The sequence below is a fragment of the Pseudomonas sp. SORGH_AS_0199 genome (assembly GCF_031453735.1).
Taxonomy (GTDB): domain Bacteria; phylum Pseudomonadota; class Gammaproteobacteria; order Pseudomonadales; family Pseudomonadaceae; genus Chryseomonas; species Chryseomonas aestiva.
The window spans coordinates 3,058,914-3,074,595 of record NZ_JAVJAE010000001.1 but is presented as its reverse complement, the minus strand read 5'-3'; the positions used below and the strand labels follow the sequence as shown (position 1 = coordinate 3,074,595).

Annotated in this window: 15 protein-coding genes and 1 pseudogene; 8 read left to right on the top strand and 8 right to left on the bottom strand. The window is 63.9% G+C overall.

What is annotated here, in order from left to right; translation table 11 throughout:
- Nucleotides 1-10: 10 nt before the first annotated feature.
- The 3 genes from QE444_RS14525 to QE444_RS14515 all read right to left on the bottom strand — a co-directional run bounded on the left by QE444_RS14525 (nt 11) and on the right by QE444_RS14515 (nt 2,618).
- On the bottom strand, nt 11-1,033 hold the full coding sequence (locus QE444_RS14525) for a twin-arginine translocation pathway signal protein (RefSeq protein WP_309739380.1): 1,023 nt from the start codon (nt 1,031-1,033) through the stop codon (nt 11-13).
- Nucleotides 1,034-1,084: 51 nt separating this feature from the next.
- Nucleotides 1,085-1,489, bottom strand: coding sequence for a 3-phosphoshikimate 1-carboxyvinyltransferase (locus tag QE444_RS14520; protein ID WP_133863086.1), 405 nt, complete (start codon nt 1,487-1,489; stop codon nt 1,085-1,087).
- A 100-nt stretch (nt 1,490-1,589) separates the two neighbouring features.
- On the bottom strand, nt 1,590-2,618 hold the full coding sequence (locus tag QE444_RS14515; RefSeq protein WP_280307486.1) for an RNA methyltransferase: 1,029 nt from the start codon (nt 2,616-2,618) through the stop codon (nt 1,590-1,592).
- An 85-nt stretch (nt 2,619-2,703) separates the two neighbouring features.
- Between QE444_RS14515 and QE444_RS14510 the strand changes: the two genes are divergently transcribed.
- The gene (locus QE444_RS14510) at nt 2,704-3,006 is read left to right on the top strand and encodes a DUF1883 domain-containing protein (protein ID WP_133863084.1); all 303 of its coding nucleotides are present in this window, start codon (nt 2,704-2,706) and stop codon (nt 3,004-3,006) included.
- A 35-nt stretch (nt 3,007-3,041) separates the two neighbouring features.
- On the opposite strand, the gene QE444_RS14505 is transcribed toward QE444_RS14510, so the two are convergent.
- Nucleotides 3,042-4,169: a PQQ-dependent sugar dehydrogenase gene (locus tag QE444_RS14505; protein WP_187979320.1), complete on the bottom strand. Its 1,128-nt coding sequence runs from the start codon at nt 4,167-4,169 to the stop codon at nt 3,042-3,044.
- A gap of 93 nt (nt 4,170-4,262) precedes the next feature.
- Nucleotides 4,263-7,979: a methionine synthase gene (gene metH / locus QE444_RS14500; RefSeq protein WP_309739375.1), complete on the bottom strand. Its 3,717-nt coding sequence runs from the start codon at nt 7,977-7,979 to the stop codon at nt 4,263-4,265.
- A gap of 266 nt (nt 7,980-8,245) precedes the next feature.
- Between metH and QE444_RS14495 the strand changes: the two genes are divergently transcribed.
- The 3 genes and pseudogenes from QE444_RS14495 to nfuA all read left to right on the top strand — a co-directional run bounded on the left by QE444_RS14495 (nt 8,246) and on the right by nfuA (nt 10,843).
- Entirely contained in the window at nt 8,246-9,208 is a 963-nt protein-coding gene (locus QE444_RS14495) for a response regulator (protein WP_405046427.1), read from the top strand.
- 2 nt (nt 9,209-9,210) lie between these two features.
- Nucleotides 9,211-10,177 (top strand): annotated as a pseudogene (locus tag QE444_RS14490) (diguanylate cyclase).
- Between the two features lie 81 nt (nt 10,178-10,258).
- Nucleotides 10,259-10,843 (top strand): Fe-S biogenesis protein NfuA, encoded by a 585-nt coding sequence (gene nfuA / locus QE444_RS14485; RefSeq protein WP_133863080.1) that lies wholly within the window; start codon nt 10,259-10,261, stop codon nt 10,841-10,843.
- Between the two features lie 59 nt (nt 10,844-10,902).
- On the opposite strand, the gene QE444_RS14480 is transcribed toward nfuA, so the two are convergent.
- Complete coding sequence (locus tag QE444_RS14480; RefSeq protein WP_133863079.1) at nt 10,903-11,313, bottom strand: PA2817 family protein; 411 nt, start codon at nt 11,311-11,313, stop codon at nt 10,903-10,905.
- Between the two features lie 142 nt (nt 11,314-11,455).
- On the opposite strand from QE444_RS14480, the gene QE444_RS14475 reads away from it, so the two are divergent.
- From QE444_RS14475 to queF, 3 genes are read left to right on the top strand one after another with little or no spacing between them, the layout of a single operon-like run.
- The gene (locus QE444_RS14475; RefSeq protein WP_309739368.1) at nt 11,456-12,388 is read left to right on the top strand and encodes an ABC transporter ATP-binding protein; all 933 of its coding nucleotides are present in this window, start codon (nt 11,456-11,458) and stop codon (nt 12,386-12,388) included.
- Nucleotides 12,385-13,164, top strand: coding sequence for an ABC transporter permease (locus QE444_RS14470; protein WP_133863077.1), 780 nt, complete (start codon nt 12,385-12,387; stop codon nt 13,162-13,164). The genes QE444_RS14475 and QE444_RS14470 overlap by 4 nt, the downstream gene beginning before the upstream one ends.
- A 13-nt stretch (nt 13,165-13,177) precedes the next feature.
- Nucleotides 13,178-14,005: an NADPH-dependent 7-cyano-7-deazaguanine reductase QueF gene (gene queF, locus QE444_RS14465; RefSeq protein WP_273861520.1), complete on the top strand. Its 828-nt coding sequence runs from the start codon at nt 13,178-13,180 to the stop codon at nt 14,003-14,005.
- Here queF and QE444_RS14460 read toward each other — a convergent pair whose 3' ends face one another.
- Nucleotides 14,006-14,275 (bottom strand): DUF4404 family protein, encoded by a 270-nt coding sequence (locus QE444_RS14460; RefSeq protein WP_007158392.1) that lies wholly within the window; start codon nt 14,273-14,275, stop codon nt 14,006-14,008.
- A 219-nt stretch (nt 14,276-14,494) separates the two neighbouring features.
- Between QE444_RS14460 and QE444_RS14455 the strand changes: the two genes are divergently transcribed.
- Entirely contained in the window at nt 14,495-15,121 is a 627-nt protein-coding gene (locus QE444_RS14455) for a VacJ family lipoprotein (protein WP_273861521.1), read from the top strand.
- 59 nt (nt 15,122-15,180) lie between these two features.
- Here QE444_RS14455 and QE444_RS14450 read toward each other — a convergent pair whose 3' ends face one another.
- Complete coding sequence (locus tag QE444_RS14450) at nt 15,181-15,480, bottom strand: PilZ domain-containing protein (RefSeq protein WP_187979315.1); 300 nt, start codon at nt 15,478-15,480, stop codon at nt 15,181-15,183.
- Nucleotides 15,481-15,682: the final 202 nt, after the last annotated feature.

Below are 15,682 nucleotides of genomic sequence, written 5' to 3'. Positions count from 1 at the left end.
GAGGCGCGCGTCAGGCCTGGAAGACCACGGCGGTATCCGGAGCCTTGCCGGTGGCGAAGCGACGGATCTCCCGCCAGTTGCGCAGGTCGACCACTGCCAGCTGATTATCTTCCAGCGCCGCGAACAGCCGCTCGCCGCGGGGATCGAGGTTGAGGCCGGGCACCGCGCTGCCCATGGGCAGATAGGCCACTTCGGCGAGGGTATCGGGCCGCAGCAGCGAAAGACTCTTGTCCGCCAGATTGGACACCAGCAGGCGGCCATCGGGCAGGGCGGCTACCCGTACCGCTTCGCCCCGCAGCTTGATCTGGCGGATCGGCGCCAGGTCGCGGGCATCCAGCGCATGGAGGATGCCGGCGAAACGGTCGAGTACATAGAAGGTACGCTCGTCCGGACTCAGGCAGCAGCCCTCCGGCGCCTGGCCGAGATATTTCTTGACCGGCAGCACGGCGGGATTGTGCGCGTCCACCAGGATCACCAGGCCGCTCAGGGTATCCGCGACGTAGGCACGGCGTCCGTCACGGGTCAGTACGAAGTAGTGGCTGCGGGTCCCGCCGACCGGGACGATCTGGCTGGGCGATTCGGCGGTGGCGGGGCGATCGAAGCGGATGAGCAGCGAGTCGGTTTCGCTGAGCACATAGAGGCGACCCTGGTCGTCCAGGCGCATGCCGTGCAGGCGGTGATAGGGCGACAGGTCGATGGATCTCACCAGGCGGCGCTCGGCGAGATCTATCACACTGACCTGGTGGCCGCCCTCGCCAGGCGCCTGCCAGCTCTTGACGCCATACTGGCCGACATAGGCATAGCGACCCTGGCGGTCGGCGACGATCTCATGGGGTTGCTCCGGCAATTCCAGACTGCCGACGCGCTTGCCATCGGCCAGGCGATAGAAGCCGATGCCGGGGGCTTCCTTCTCGACCAGGGCGAGGTATCCATTGCCCGCTGCGAAGGCGCGGAGCGGATAGCCGCCCAGCAGGGGCAGGGCGGCACTGGCAGCCAGCAGGCCGAGGGTCTGACGGCGATTCAGGTGGGGCATAGGAGGTCTCCCAAGGGGCAAGCCTCCCTGCCAGGGTCAAGCGAATCCGTGCTACTCGAATAGACCCTTGAACCAGGTCCAAACTCCGAAGGAGTAGTCGGGAAAGATGTCGATGCCCAGCGCGGACTTGAGCAGATAGAGCAGCAAGAGGCCCACCAGGCCGCAGGCCAGCAGGATCACCGCCAGCACCGTGGCCTTGCCGAGCAGGGACAATTCCTGCTCCAGGCGCGAGAGTTGACGGTAGTTGCGACCGGCGAGGAAGACGAAGTAGTAGCGGCGGTGCCAGAACTTGACGGTGCCGCGCAGATCGACACTGTGCTTGCCCCAGCTGCGGGTGCCGAAAGCCAGCTTGAGGGCTTCCAGCTGCTCCTCGGTAAAGGATTCACGCAGCGCTTCGGGCAGGCGTTCCTTCAGACCGGCGATGAAGGGGTCGTGGCGTTTGATGCGATCCTGCATGGAAAAGCTTCCCTCTGAATGGTGCGAATGCACTCTGAGGGGGCGCCCGACCGGGCGTTCCGCCGCACCTGATGGGCGGGGCCCCGCGCAGGACGATCGGTCAGGCGCTGACGCGTACGGGGCGCAGCACCTCGGCCCGGGCGCGCAACTGGCCGCAACCGCCGTCGACATCCTGGCCCGCGGAATTGCGCACCTTGGTCAGCAGGCCGCGGCTGTGCAGGTAGCGCACGATCTGCACGATGCGCTCGCCGTCGGGGCGCTGGTAGTCGTCCACTTCCAGGCTGTTGTAGGGAATCAGGTTGAGTACGCCGTACTTGCCCTTCATCAGCCGCAGCAATTCGTCCATCTCGTCCTGGCCGTCGTTGATGCCGGCGAGCAGCGTCCACTGGTACTGGATGGGATAGCCGATCAGTCGGGCATAGGCTTCACCCTGTTCGATCAGCTCGCCGGGTTCGTAGCGGGGCGCCTTGGGCAGCAGGCGGGCCCGACGCTCGGCATTGGTGCTGTGCAACGACAGCGCCAATGCCGGCCTGACCGTCTGCTGGGGCAGTCGCTCGAACACCCGCGGATCGCCGACGGTGGAAAACACCAGGTTGCGATGGCCGATACCGCCGGCGGTGCCCAGCAGGTCTATGGCCTCCAGCACGTTGTCCAGGTTGTGCGCCGGCTCGCCCATGCCCATGAAGACCACCTTCTTGACCGCCCTGAGGCGTCGCGCCAGGGCGACCTGGGCGACGATCTCGGCGCTGCCCACCTGGCGCAGCAGGCCGCTCTTGCCAGTCATGCAGAAGACGCAGCCCACCGCGCAGCCGACCTGGGACGACACGCAGAGCCCGTCGCGCGGCAGCAGCACGCTTTCCACCGCCTGGCCATCGCCCAGGGTCACCAGCATCCGCGCCGAACCGTCGGCTCCCGGATGCTCCGAGGTCACCCGGGCCAGGCCTTCCAGCCGCGCGGTCAGTGCCGGGATGGCCTGGCGTACCTCCAGCGGCAGGAAGTTTTCCGCCTGCTGGCGCCGGGTGCCGGTATCCAGGGCCAGTCCCTGGCACCAGGCGCGCAGGATACGGGCACTGTGCTTGGGCTTGGCGCCGGCATCGGCGAGCAACTGGACGACATCGGAAATACGCATGGGAAAAGGGCAGGTCGAGGGCGGGCGGCGATAATAGGACAGGGCAGGGATGCTATCCTAGTCCTTTGCAAGACGAGGACCCGTCATGAAGTTCATCCACCAGCGCGAGCATCTCAACGAGGGCGATCTGGTCGTCATCCAGAGTTCGGGGGTGTGCAACATCCGCCTGATGAACGATGCCAATTTCCGCAGCTTCAAGAACGGCGGCCGCCACTCCTATCACGGCGGCGCCTTCGACACCTTTCCGGCGCGCATCACCGTCCCGAGCACCGGCTTCTGGAACATCACCCTGGACACCGTCACCAAGCGGCCGATCAGCGTTACCCGCAAGCCCGAGATCAAGCACTCGATCAAGATCGTCCGTCGCTCGCCTTCCGAGTTGCGTTGAGACAGCGGTCACCCGTCCCTGGGTGATCCTGCTGGCTATTTCGGCTGCAACTCCAGCAGCCGTGCGTTGGCGCCGTCTTCCAGTACCCAGAGGCTGCCGTTGGGACCTTCCTCGACGTCGCGGATGCGCGTGCCCATGGCATAGCGCTCGACTTCGCGTGCCTCTTCGCCCTTGAGTTCGATCCGCACCAGCGCCTTGGAAGACAGGCCGCCGATGAAGGCATTACCTTTCCAGGCCGGGAAGCGGCTGCCCTCGTAGATCATCAATCCGGCCGGGGAAATCACCGGCGTCCAGGTGATCTTCGGCGGGATGAATTCCGGGCGGGTCGCGTGATCCGGGATCGGCTTGCCGCCATAGTGATCGCCATTGGAGACCTCGGGATAGCCGTAATTGCCGCCGCGCTGGATCAGGTTCAGCTCGTCACCGCCCTGGGGACCCATCTCTTGTTCCCACAAGCGGCCTTGGGCATCGAAGGCGATGCCCAGCGGGTTGCGGTGACCCAGCGACCAGACCTGCGCCGCTACGCCGCCCTGCTGGGCGAAGGGGTTGTCCGCAGGCGTACTACCGTCATCGTTGAGGCGGATGAGCTTGCCCAGGTTGCCGGTCATATCCTGGGCCGGGGTGAATTTCTGCCGCTCACCCGAGGTGATCCACAGCTTGCCGTCCGGGCCGAATCTCATACGATGGCCATAGTGACCATTGCCACTGACCTTGGGGGTCTGCCGCCAGATCACCTTGAGGTCACTGAGCGACCCGCTGCCATCTTCTTTCAAGGTCAGCTTGGCACGGGCCACGGCAGCACCCTGGGTACCGTCTTCGCCGGCTTCGGCGTAGCTCAGGTAGATCAGCTGATTGCTGGCGTATTGCGGATGCAGGATGACATCGCCCAGCCCGCCCTGGCCGGCGGCGACCACCTTGGGCACACCGCCGATGTCCTGCGCCTTGCCAGTCTGCACGTTCAGGTGCTTGAGGACGCCGCCTTTCTCGGTGACCAGCGCCGTGCCGTCCGGGAGAAAGGCGATGGCCCAGGGCGCATCCAGGGTGGCTCGTGACGTCGCGGTGAAGGGCCACTGAGCTTCACTCAGCGCCTGGGGTGCGGCATTGGCGTTCAGGGTGGCGAGACCGAACAGGAGACTGCCGGCGGCTAAGGTAAGGCCTTTCATGGGCACGCGGTCCTCGTCGATGGAAGTCCCTACACCCTAGTAGGGACGCCCGCGAAAAGGGCTGCGTTTTTGTTACCTGAGGCGTCTGCCGGGCTAGTTGTCATACCCCAGATTCGGCGCCAGCCACCGCTCCGTCACCGCTAGCTCCTGGCCCTTGCGCTCGGTGTAGCTGCCTACCTGATCCCGGTCGATCTTGCCCACGGCGAAGTACTGGGCTTCGGGATGGGCGAAGTACCAGCCGCTGACGGCGGCGGCCGGGAACATGGCGTAGTGCTCGGTGAGGAAGACGCCACTGCGACCGGCCTCGTTGAAGCTGGCCTCGGGGTCCAGCAGCTTGAACAGGGTGGCCTTCTCGGTGTGATCGGGGCAGGCCGGATAGCCGGGGGCAGGGCGGATGCCCTTGTACTGCTCGCGGATCAGCGCCTCGTTGTCCAGGGTCTCGTCCGCGGCATAGCCCCAGTGCTCCTTGCGCACCTGCTCGTGCAACCATTCGGCGCAGGCCTCGGCGAGGCGGTCGGCGAGGGCCTTGACCATGATCGAGTTGTAGTCGTCGCCCTTGCGCTCGTAGTTCTTGGCCAGTTCCTCGGCGCCGATGCCGGCGGTGACGATGAAGCCACCCATGTAGTCGGTCACGCCCGTCTCCTTTGGCGCGACGAAGTCGGCCAGGGACAGGTTGGGCTTGCCCTCGGGCTTGATGGTCTGCTGGCGCAGGTGGTGCAGGGTGGCCAGGGGCTGGCCGTCCTCGCCGTAGACTTCCAGGTCGTCGTCACGGACCTGATTGGCCGGCCAGAAGCCGAACACGGCGCGGGCCTTGATCAGCTTCTCGTCGATCAGCTTGCGGAGCATGGCCTGGGCATCGTCGAACAGCGCGGTGGCGGCTTCACCCACCACCTCGTCGCTGAGGATGCGCGGGTACTTGCCGGCCAGGTCCCAGGAGATGAAGAAGGGGGTCCAGTCGATGTACTCGGCCAGCACCGCCAGGTCGATGTCTTCCAGCACCCGGGCACCGGTAAAGGTCGGTTTGGGTGCCTTGTAGCCAAGCCAGTTGAAGGCCGGCTTGTTGGCCACGGCCTTTTCGTAGGACAGGCGTTCGGTGCGGGCGCTGCGGTTGGCGGTGCGCTCACGGACCTCGACGTAGTCGGCGCGAGTGCGCTCGACGAAGCCGGCCTTGAGTTCTTTCGACAGCAGCTGGGTAGCCACGCCCACCGCACGGGAGGCGTCGGTGACATAGACCACGGCATCGTTCTTGTACTGCGGCTCGATCTTGACCGCGGTATGGGCCTTGGAGGTGGTGGCACCGCCGATCATCAGCGGCAGGGTGAAGCCCTGGCGCTGCATTTCCTTGGCGACGTGGACCATCTCGTCCAGCGAGGGGGTGATCAGGCCGGACAGACCAATGATGTCGCACTTCTCGGCGATGGCGGTCTGCAGGATCCTTTCCGCCGGGACCATGACGCCCAGGTCGACGATGTCGTAGCCGTTGCAACCCAGCACCACACCGACGATGTTCTTGCCGATGTCGTGGACGTCGCCCTTGACCGTGGCCATGAGGATCTTGCCCTTGGCCTCGGGCTTGTCGCCTTTTTCCGCTTCAATGAAAGGGATCAGGTGCGCCACCGCCTGCTTCATCACCCGGGCGGACTTGACCACCTGGGGCAGGAACATCTTGCCCGAGCCGAACAGGTCGCCGACCACGTTCATGCCGCTCATCAGCGGGCCTTCGATGACCTCGATGGGGCGCGCGCATTGCTTGCGGCACTCCTCGGTGTCCTCGACGATATGGGTGGTGATGCCCTTGACCAGCGCATGCTCCAGTCGCTTGCCCACCGGCAGGCCGCGCCATTCCTCGGTCTCGGCTTCCTTGACCGCGCCACCGCCCCTGTAGTCGTCGGCGATGGCCAGCAGGGCGTCGGTGCCGGCCGGGGTGCGGTTGAGCACCACGTCCTCGACCCGCTCGCGCAGCGCGGCCGGGATCTCGTCGTAGATCTCCAGCTGGCCGGCGTTGACGATGCCCATGGTCAGGCCGTTCTGGATGGCGTGGTAGAGGAAGACCGAGTGGATGGCCTCGCGCACCGGGTTGTTCCCGCGGAAGGAGAAGGAGACGTTGGATACGCCGCCCGAGGTCAGGGCGTAGGGCAGGTTGTCGCGGATATAGGCGCAGGCGTTGATGAAGTCGACCGCATAGTTGTTGTGCTCCTCGATCCCGGTCGCCACGGCGAAGATGTTGGGATCGAAGATGATGTCTTCCGGCGGGAAGCCGACCTGGTTGACGAGGATGTCGTAGGAGCGCGCGCAGATCTCGTTCTTGCGCGCCTCGGTGTCGGCCTGGCCGTCTTCGTCGAAGGCCATGACCACCACCGCCGCGCCGTATCTCTTGCACAGCCGGGCGTGATGGATGAAGCACTCGACGCCTTCCTTCATGGAGATGGAATTGACGATGCCCTTGCCCTGGATGCACTTGAGACCGGCCTCGATCACCTCCCACTTGGAGGAGTCGATCATGATCGGCACCCGGGAGATGTCCGGCTCGGAGGCGATCAGATTGAGGAAGGTGACCATGGCCGCCTTCGAATCCAGCATGCCCTCGTCCATATTGATGTCGATGACCTGGGCCCCGGCTTCCACCTGTTGCTGGGCCACTTCCAGGGCCTCGGCGTAATTCTCTTCGCGGATCAGGCGGGCGAACTTGGCTGAACCGGTGATGTTGGTGCGCTCGCCGACGTTGACGAACAGCGACTCGCGGCTGATGGTGAAGGGCTCCAGGCCGGAGAGGCGGCAGGCCTTGGGGATATTCGGCAGCTGCCGCGGGGCATGGCGGGCGACGGCTTCGGCGATGGCCTGGATATGCGCCGGCGTTGTGCCGCAGCAGCCGCCGACGATGTTGAGCAGGCCGCTGGCGGCGAATTCCTCGACCACCGCCGCCATCTGCTCGGGGCTTTCGTCGTATTCGCCGAAGGCATTGGGCAGGCCGGCATTGGGGTGGGCGGAAACGAAGGTGTCGGCCTTGGTTGCCAGCTCCTCGACGTAGGGCCGCAGTTCCTTTGCCCCCAGCGCGCAGTTGAGGCCCACGGAAATCGGCTGGGCATGCCGCACCGAGTTCCAGAAGGCTTCGGTGGTCTGGCCGGAGAGGGTGCGGCCGGAGGCGTCGGTGATGGTGCCGGAGATCATGATCGGCAGCTCGATGCCGACCTCCTCGAACACGCCCTGGACGGCGAAGATCGCGGCCTTGGCGTTGAGGGTGTCGAAGATGGTCTCGATCAGGATGAGGTCGGCGCCGCCTTCGATCAGGCCACGGGTGGCCTCGGTGTAGTTCTCCACCAGCACATCGAAGGTGACGTTGCGGTAGCCGGGGTTGTTGACGTCCGGGGAGATGGAGCAGGTCCGACTGGTCGGGCCGAGGACCCCGGCGACGAAGCGTGGTCGATCCGGCGTCTCCAGGGTCTTGGCATCGGCCACCTCGCGGGCGACCCGGGCACCGGCCAGGTTCAATTCGTAGGTGATCTCTTCCATGCCGTAGTCGGCCTGGGAGACGCGAGTGGCGTTGAAGGTGTTGGTCTCGAGGATATCGGCGCCGGCGTCCAGATAGGCCTTTTCGATCTCGGCGATGATCCGCGGCTGGGTCAGCAGCAAGAGGTCGTTGTTGCCCTTGACGTCACTTGGCCAGTCGGCAAAGCGCTCGCCGCGGTAGTCGGCTTCTTCCAGCCGATAGCTCTGGATCATGGTGCCCATGCCGCCGTCGAGGATGAGGATGCGCTGCGCGAGGGCGTGGCGGAGGGCGGCGAGGCGAGAGCTGCGATCGGTCATGGGCATTCCACAGAGATGAAGAGACGCTGGACAAAGGGTGGCAGCATAGCAAAAGCCGGCGCCCGCCCCGGTATCGGCAGTGGTCCATGATGAGCAGCGCTCATGAAGGGTCGGCGAGTCTTTCATGCCAGGGATATTTCGCGATCTAGAGCGGCCGGTGGGCAAGCCCTCGAAGTGCTGCTTTACTGACAGATGACCGACGTTTACTGTGCGTCAAAACTGCGTCATGGAAGGTGGCCGTGATTCCTCTGGTGATATGCGACGACTCGAACATGGCGCGCAAGCAGCTGGTTCGCTCCCTGCCCGAAGGCTGGGCGGTATCCATCACCCAGGCCACCCATGGCGAGGAAGCCCTCACGGCGCTGCGCCAGGGTCTGGGCCAGGTGATGCTGCTGGACCTGACCATGCCGATCCTGGATGGCTATGGCACCCTGGCGGCCATCCGCAACGAAGGCCTGGCGGTCAAGGTGATCGTCGTCTCCGGCGACGTCCAGGAGCAGGCGGTGGCCCGGGTACGTGAACTGGGCGCCCTGGACTTCCTGCGCAAGCCCGCCGATCCCGCCGAACTGGCCGCGGTGCTCGCACGCCACGGCCTCTACAGCCCCAATCCGGCGGTACCGGCGGAGCCCGTCCCGCGCCCCGAGTTCGAGGTCAGTTTCCGCGATGCCTTCCGCGAGGTGGTCAACGTTTCCATGGGCCGTGCCGGGGCGCTGCTGGCCAAGGCGCTGAACGTCTTCGTCCAGCTGCCGATTCCCAACGTCAATATCCTGGAAGTCAGCGAGCTGCACATGACGCTGGTGGACGCCCAGCGTGAGGATCGCCTCAGTGCGGTCTGCCAGGGCTACATCGGCGAGGGCATCGCCGGCGAGGCGCTGCTGATCTTCCATGATTCCGAACTCGACGACATGGCCCAGCTGGTGCGCTGGCGCGAGGCGGGGGAGTCCGGCGACATCGAGATGCTGCTGGACCTGTCGAGCATCATCATCGGCGCCTGCCTGGCCGGCATCGCCGAACAGTTCGACATCCGCTTTTCCCAGGGCCACCCGACCATCCTCGGTCACCATGCGTCCATCGACGAACTCATCGTCGTCAACAAGACGCGCTGGAAGAAGACCCTGGCGGTCGAACTCAGCTACAGCCTGGAAGGCCATAACGTCCACTTCGATCTGCTGCTGCTGTTCACCGAGGATTCGGTGAAGCGCATCACCCGCAAGATCGGCTACCTGATGAGTTGAGCATGGCCGCACAGATCGATATCAACGAACTCCACTGGTTGCTGGACATCGTGCAGAACATCGATGTCGGCGTGGTGGTGCTGGATCTCGACTACCGTATCGAGGTCTGGAACAGCTTCATGGAAAACCATTCCGGGCGGATCCTCAGCGAGGTCAGCCAGCAGTCGCTGTTCGCCGTCTTCGCCGAGATCGACGAAGCCTGGTTTCGCGCCAAGGCCGAGAGCGTGGTGCTGCTGGGCACCCGGGCCTTTTCCATCTGGGAACAGCGACCCTACCTGGTCCACTTCAAGAGCTACCAGCCGATCACCGGCGTGGAAGCCTTCATGTACCAGAACGTGACCCTGCTGCCGCTGCGGGATTCCACCGGGGCCATCGCCCATATCTGCGTGGTGATCTACGACGTCACCGATGTCGCCATCAACAAGCGGCAACTGGAGCTTTCCAACGACAAGCTGCAGGAGCTGTCGCGCACCGATCGCCTCACCGGGCTGGCCAATCGCGGTTACTGGGAAGAGCGGCTCACCGAGGAATTCGCCCGCCACCAGCGCTATGGCGGCCGCCTGGCGCTGATGATGCTCGACATCGACCACTTCAAGCGCATCAACGATACCCACGGCCACGCCGTCGGCGATCAGGCGATCAAGGCGCTGGCCGGGGTGATCAAGACCCATGTGCGCAACGCCGACATCGCCGGGCGCTACGGTGGCGAGGAATTCGGCGTGGTGCTGCTCGACACCGGCGTGGAAGGCGCGCGGCTGCTCGCCGAGCGCCTGCGCGAGGCCGTGGAGGCCATGCGTCTCGATGTGCTGGGAACACCCATCGCCTTCACCATCAGTATCGGTCTTACCGATCTGTCGGTGCCCTTGGGCAAATCACGAGCAGATGATCCAGCAGGCGGACAAGGCGCTCTACGAGTCCAAGCACGCCGGGCGCAACCGGGTGACCAGCTTCGTGCAGCGGCTCGATTGAGTCGATTATCCGACTGTTTCACTAGGGCTTTCGTCGCGGGGTGGGGTGGCGTAAACTTGGGACACCTGTTGAGGAGTGACCATGAGCGCCATCACGATTACCGACGCGGCTCAGGATTACCTGGCCGACCTGTTGGAAAAGCAGAACACCCCCGGGATCGGTATCCGCATCTTCATTACCCAGCCCGGCACCCAGTACGCCGAGACCTGCATCGCCTATTGCAAGCCTGGCGAAGAGAAGCCCGATGATCAGCCCGTAGGGTTGAAGAGCTTTACCGCCTACCTCGATGCCATCAGCCAGCCCTTCCTTGAAGATGCCCTGGTGGACTACGCCACCGACCGTATGGGTGGCCAGCTGACCATCAAGGCGCCCAATGCCAAGGTGCCCATGGTCAACGAGGACAGCCCGCTCAACGAGCGCGTCGACTACTACCTGCAGACCGAGATCAATCCGGGGCTCGCCAGCCACGGTGGCATGGTCAGCCTGGTGGACATCGTCGATGACAACGTGGCCGTGCTGCGTTTCGGCGGTGGTTGCCAGGGCTGTGGCCAGGTCGATCTGACCCTCAAGGATGGCGTCGAGCGCACCCTGCTGGAACGGATCCCCGAGCTCACCGCCGTGCGCGACGTGACCGACCATACCAACCGCGAAAACGCCTACTACTAGAGATAGCGCGTTTTGCGGGTACGAAGGGCTATCGACCGGTTCGATAGCCCTTCGGCGTTTCAGTGGCGCGCGGCGTCAGCCGGCAGGGCCATCAGGCGCTGTTCCTGCGCCCAGTCGAAGACCTCGCCGCGGGATTCCGCCTCGTGACGACGCTCGTCCAGTCGCTGATAGAGCGCCAGCTCTTCGTCCGGCATGAAGTGCAGGCAATCGCCGCCAAAGAACCACAGCAGGTCGCGTGGTACCCGGTGGGCGATCTGCGGATAGCGGCTGAAGATCTGGCTGAGCAGGTCCTGGCCGAGATAGGCGTATTCTTCGGGCGCCTGCGGCAGGCCGGCGACCAGCTCGTCGAAGCGGTCGAGGAACAGCGCGTGATTTTCCGACGGCACCTGCTCGGCCGTGCCGACGTCGGCCAGGAGCGCACGCAACTGGGCGAGGAGGGCAACGTGGTGGTCGAGATAGGAAGTGGCCATGGGTGTCTCCTGAAAAAGCGGCTGCGCAGTATAGGGGCACTGTCCGACGTTGTCTGGTTCGACTAGGATCGAACCTTTGCCCTCTGCCGGGGTTATAGGAAGTAGCACTTTTCTTTGCGAATCAGTTCTTGCCGGGAGGCACATGAGTCTAGCTCTCTCCATTCGAGGTCTGACCAAGACCTACAACAACGGCTTCACCGCCCTCAAGGGCATCGACCTCGATGTGGTCGAAGGTGATTTCTTCGCACTGCTCGGTCCGAACGGAGCGGGCAAGTCGACCACCATCGGCATCCTCTCGACCCTGGTCAACAAGTCGGGCGGTGAGGTGTCGGTGTTCGGCAACGACCTGGACAAGGATCCGGCAGGCCTCAAGCGCTGCCTCGGTGTGGTGCCCCAGGAATTCAATTTCAACCAGTTCGAGAAAGCCTTCGACATCGTGGTGACCCAGGCGGGCTACTACGGCATCCCGGCACGCATCGCCGGTGAACGCGCCGAGGAGTACCTGACCCAGCTCGGGCTGTGGGACAAACGCGATACGCCGTCGCGCATGCTCTCCGGCGGCATGAAGCGCCGTCTGATGATCGCCCGCGCCCTGATCCACAAGCCGCGCCTGCTGATCCTCGACGAACCCACCGCCGGGGTCGACATCGAGTTGCGCCGCTCCATGTGGAGCTTCCTCACCGAGCTGAACAAGCAGGGGACCAGCATCATCCTCACCACCCACTACCTGGAAGAGGCCGAGCACCTCTGCCGCAACATCGCCATCATCGACCATGGCGAGCTGGTCGAGCACACCAGCATGCGCAAGCTGCTGCAGAAGCTCAACGTCGAGACCTTCATCGTCGACGTGGTCCAGCCGTTGACGGCAGCGCCGCAGCTGGACGGCTATCCGGCCAAGCTGTTGGGCGAGCACTCCTTCGAGGTGCAGATCGACAAGGCCAGTGGGGTCAACGCCCTGTTCCGCCAGCTGGACGCCGCCGGCATCCAGGTGCAGAGCCTGAGAAACAAAGCCAATCGCCTGGAGGAGCTGTTCGTCTCCCTGGTGGAAAAGAATCTAGCCAAGGTCGCCCGATGAGTACCGAATTCCAAGCCAACATGGTGGCGCTGCGGACCATCGTCCATCGCGAAGTGCGCCGCTTCACCCGCATCTGGGCGCAGACGCTGCTGCCCCCGGCGATCACCATGGTCCTGTACTTCGTGATCTTCGGTAATCTGATCGGCAATCGCATCGGTGGCATGGGTGGCTTCACCTACATGCAGTACATTGTGCCGGGCCTGATCATGATGTCGGTGATCACCAACGCCTACAGCAACGTGGTCTCCAGCTTCTTCAGCAGCAAGTTCCAGCGCTCGGTGGAAGAACTGCTGGTCTCGCCTGTGTCGCCGCACGTCATCCTCATCGGCTATGCCATGGGCGGCATCCTGCGCGGCCTGGCCGTGGCCGCCATCGTCAGCGTGCTGTCGCTGTTCTTCACCCACATGCAGGTGCACCACCTGGGCATCATGCTGCTGGTGATCATCCTCACTGCAGCGATCTTCGCCCTGGGCGGCTTCATCAACGCCGTCTACGCGCGCAACTTCGACGACATCTCCATCGTGCCGACCTTCGTGCTGACGCCGCTGACCTACCTGGGCGGGGTCTTCTACTCCATCGACCTGCTGCCGGCCTTCTGGCAGAAGGTGTCTTTGATCAATCCGATCCTGCACATGGTCAACGCCTTCCGCTATGGCATCCTCGGGGTGTCCGACATCCGCATCGGGGTGGCGATCGCCTTCATGCTGTTCGCCGTGGTCGTGCTTTATCTGGTCAGCATCCGCCTGCTCGTGAGCGGGCGCGGCATGCGTCATTGAGTGTCAGAGCTTCATGCATAGCGTAGAACAATCGCCCTTGGGCAAAAGCACCGAGTACGTCAGCCAGTACGCGCCGACGCTGCTGTATCCGATCCCGCGCGCGCCCAAGTGGGCGGAGCTGGGCCTGGACGGGCAGGACCTGCCGTTTCACGGGGTGGACGTCTGGACCTGTTACGAGCTGTCCTGGCTGCTGCCGTCCGGCAAGCCGGTGGTGGCCATTGGCGAATTCGCCATCCCGGCCGATTCGCCGAACATCATCGAGTCCAAGTCCTTCAAGCTGTACCTCAACTCCCTGAACCAGTCGATGTTCGCCAGCCCGGCCGAACTCGAAGCCGTACTGGTCAAAGATCTGAGCGCCGCAGCCGGCGGTACCGTCGGTGTCAGCCTGGTATCCCTGGATGACTGGACGGCACGGGGTGTGCGACGCCCCGCTGGCCAGTGCGTCGACGATCTGGATATCAGCCTGGATCGCTACGCCCACCCGCAGGTTGAACTGTTGAGCGTGAGTGAGGCGCGGGATAGTCAGAGGTTTTACAGCCACCTGCTCAAGTCGAACTGCCCGGTCACCGGCCAGCCGGACTGGGGCACGGTGGTGATCGACTATGAAGAGGGGTTGGCGCTGGACGCGGCCAGTCTGCTGCGCTACCTGGTCGCCTTCCGCCAGCATGCGGATTTCCACGAGCAGTGCGTCGAGCGCATCTATCTGGATCTGTGGCGGCTGCTCAAGCCGGCGAAGCTAACCGTGTTCGCCCGCTATGTGCGGCGTGGCGGACTGGACATCAATCCCTACCGGAGCAGTGACGCCATCCAGCCCGCCGCGGAACGTTACGTCCGGCAGTGATCAGATGCCCATGCTGCTCAGGCTGTTCATGATCGAGCGGAGCGTGCCGGCCATGGTCGGGTGACTGACCTCGAAGCGCTCCACCGCCAGATTGACGCCTTCCACCAGGCTGCCATCCCGGGTATGGGTGGCATCTTCGTTGGCCAGCTGGAATTCGATATCCCGGATCAGCAGTTCCAGTTCTTCCCGGTCCTCGGGCGAGGCGGGCGGATCCTGGTCCAACTGGTGGCGGAGGTGGTCGAGTTGTTCCTGCAGATGAGAGGTGGTCATAAGGCGTTTCTCCTGTGTTCGGATTCTTTGACCGCAACCTTGGGTCAAAGATCGAGTCACAGCGCCGGGCCCTAAGCCAAACTGGCAAAGCTATGACTATAATCGGCGCCTTTCAGGCGTCTGAGTGCAACGAGGAGAGAAGCGATGACGGTCGAGCGACGTGGTTCCAGGGTTTGGGGAGCGCTCCTTGCAACGGCCCTGACGTTTGCCGGTCAGGCGATGGCGGCCGAAGCCGAGAATCCCGATCCCTGGGAAGGCTTCAACCGCAAGATCTTCGTGTTCAACGATACCCTGGATACCTATGCCCTCAAGCCGGTCGCCCAGGGCTATCAGCGCTTCACGCCCGGCTTCGTGCAGACCGGCGTGAGCAACTTCTTCAACAACCTGGGTGACGTGCGCAACCTGGCCAACGATCTGCTGCAGGGCAAGGTCGAGCACGCCGGGGTCGATACCGCGCGCCTGCTGATGAACACCACCCTGGGTGGCCTCGGCCTGGTCGACGTGGCGACCAAGGCCGGTCTGCAGCGCAACGACGAGGATTTCGGCCAGACCCTGGGCAAGTGGGGCGCCAACAGCGGTCCCTACCTGGTGTTGCCATTCTTCGGTCCCAGCAGCGTGCGTGACGGCCTTGGCCGCATTCCGGACAGCTACACCAGCGCCTATCCCTATGTCGACGATGTCGCCGTGCGCAACAGCGCCTTCGCCCTCAGCACCGTCGACACCCGGGCCGGTCTGCTGCAGGCCGAGCGCCTGATCACCGGCGACAAGTATGTTTTCATCCGCAATGCCTACCTGCAGACCCGCGAATTCAAGGTCAAGGATGGCCAGGTGGTCGACGACTTCTAGTCGCCGTCCAATAAAAAAGGCAGCCTACGGGCTGCCTTTTTTATTGGGGATCGGAGCCTCTAGCGCATTTCCAGTACGGACAGGCCGAGCAGCTGCTTGCCAGAGTCCGTCGCCTGGACGCGCAGGACCTCGGTATCGGCTTCCAGGCCGGGGAGTTCGGCATGGCTGGAGGGGATGAGCACGGTCACCTTGTCGCCGATCTGCAGGCTGGTGGCGGCCTCGATCTGGAAGCCGGTGCTGGACAGATCGACGCAACGCGCCTCGAAGGAGGCGTCGCCGACCTTCAATAAGGCCTTGGAGTCGACATGCATGCGAATGAAGTCGCGCTTTTCACTGTAAGAACGGTCGATGGTACTCATGGCAATCCTACTGCTTGGGAGGATGGATGACGGGTTGCTGGAGGTATAAACTCCATAACGGCACCCTGTAAAGAAATTCCATCCGGTTGGCAAGCTTGAACGCCCCGGTGGATGGGAGTAGTGTCTCCGCCGTGTCGTAATCACCGTGGCCCGTGTCGGATAGTGTCCGCCGGTTTGCCGTTCGGGTGCATGCCTGGATCCT

Excerpts from the sequence above, each read along its gene's own strand:
- QE444_RS14450 (WP_187979315.1), bottom strand. The coding sequence starts at position 15,480 with ATGAGTACCATCGACCGTTCTTACAGTGAAAAGCGCGACTTCATTCGC.
- QE444_RS14460 (WP_007158392.1), bottom strand. The coding sequence starts at position 14,275 with ATGACCACCTCTCATCTGCAGGAACAACTCGACCACCTCCGCCACCAG.
- QE444_RS14520 (WP_133863086.1), bottom strand. The coding sequence starts at position 1,489 with ATGCAGGATCGCATCAAACGCCACGACCCCTTCATCGCCGGTCTGAAG.
- queF (WP_273861520.1), top strand. The coding sequence starts at position 13,178 with ATGCATAGCGTAGAACAATCGCCCTTGGGCAAAAGCACCGAGTACGTC.
- QE444_RS14480 (WP_133863079.1), bottom strand. The coding sequence starts at position 11,313 with ATGGCCACTTCCTATCTCGACCACCACGTTGCCCTCCTCGCCCAGTTG.
- QE444_RS14455 (WP_273861521.1), top strand. The coding sequence starts at position 14,495 with ATGGCGGCCGAAGCCGAGAATCCCGATCCCTGGGAAGGCTTCAACCGC.
- QE444_RS14525 (WP_309739380.1), bottom strand. The coding sequence starts at position 1,033 with ATGCCCCACCTGAATCGCCGTCAGACCCTCGGCCTGCTGGCTGCCAGT.
- nfuA (WP_133863080.1), top strand. The coding sequence starts at position 10,259 with ATGAGCGCCATCACGATTACCGACGCGGCTCAGGATTACCTGGCCGAC.
- QE444_RS14505 (WP_187979320.1), bottom strand. The coding sequence starts at position 4,169 with ATGAAAGGCCTTACCTTAGCCGCCGGCAGTCTCCTGTTCGGTCTCGCC.
- QE444_RS14470 (WP_133863077.1), top strand. The coding sequence starts at position 12,385 with ATGAGTACCGAATTCCAAGCCAACATGGTGGCGCTGCGGACCATCGTC.
- QE444_RS14495 (WP_405046427.1), top strand. The coding sequence starts at position 8,246 with ATGGCGCGCAAGCAGCTGGTTCGCTCCCTGCCCGAAGGCTGGGCGGTA.
- metH (WP_309739375.1), bottom strand. The coding sequence starts at position 7,979 with ATGCCCATGACCGATCGCAGCTCTCGCCTCGCCGCCCTCCGCCACGCC.
- QE444_RS14510 (WP_133863084.1), top strand. The coding sequence starts at position 2,704 with ATGAAGTTCATCCACCAGCGCGAGCATCTCAACGAGGGCGATCTGGTC.
- QE444_RS14515 (WP_280307486.1), bottom strand. The coding sequence starts at position 2,618 with ATGCGTATTTCCGATGTCGTCCAGTTGCTCGCCGATGCCGGCGCCAAG.
- QE444_RS14475 (WP_309739368.1), top strand. The coding sequence starts at position 11,456 with ATGAGTCTAGCTCTCTCCATTCGAGGTCTGACCAAGACCTACAACAAC.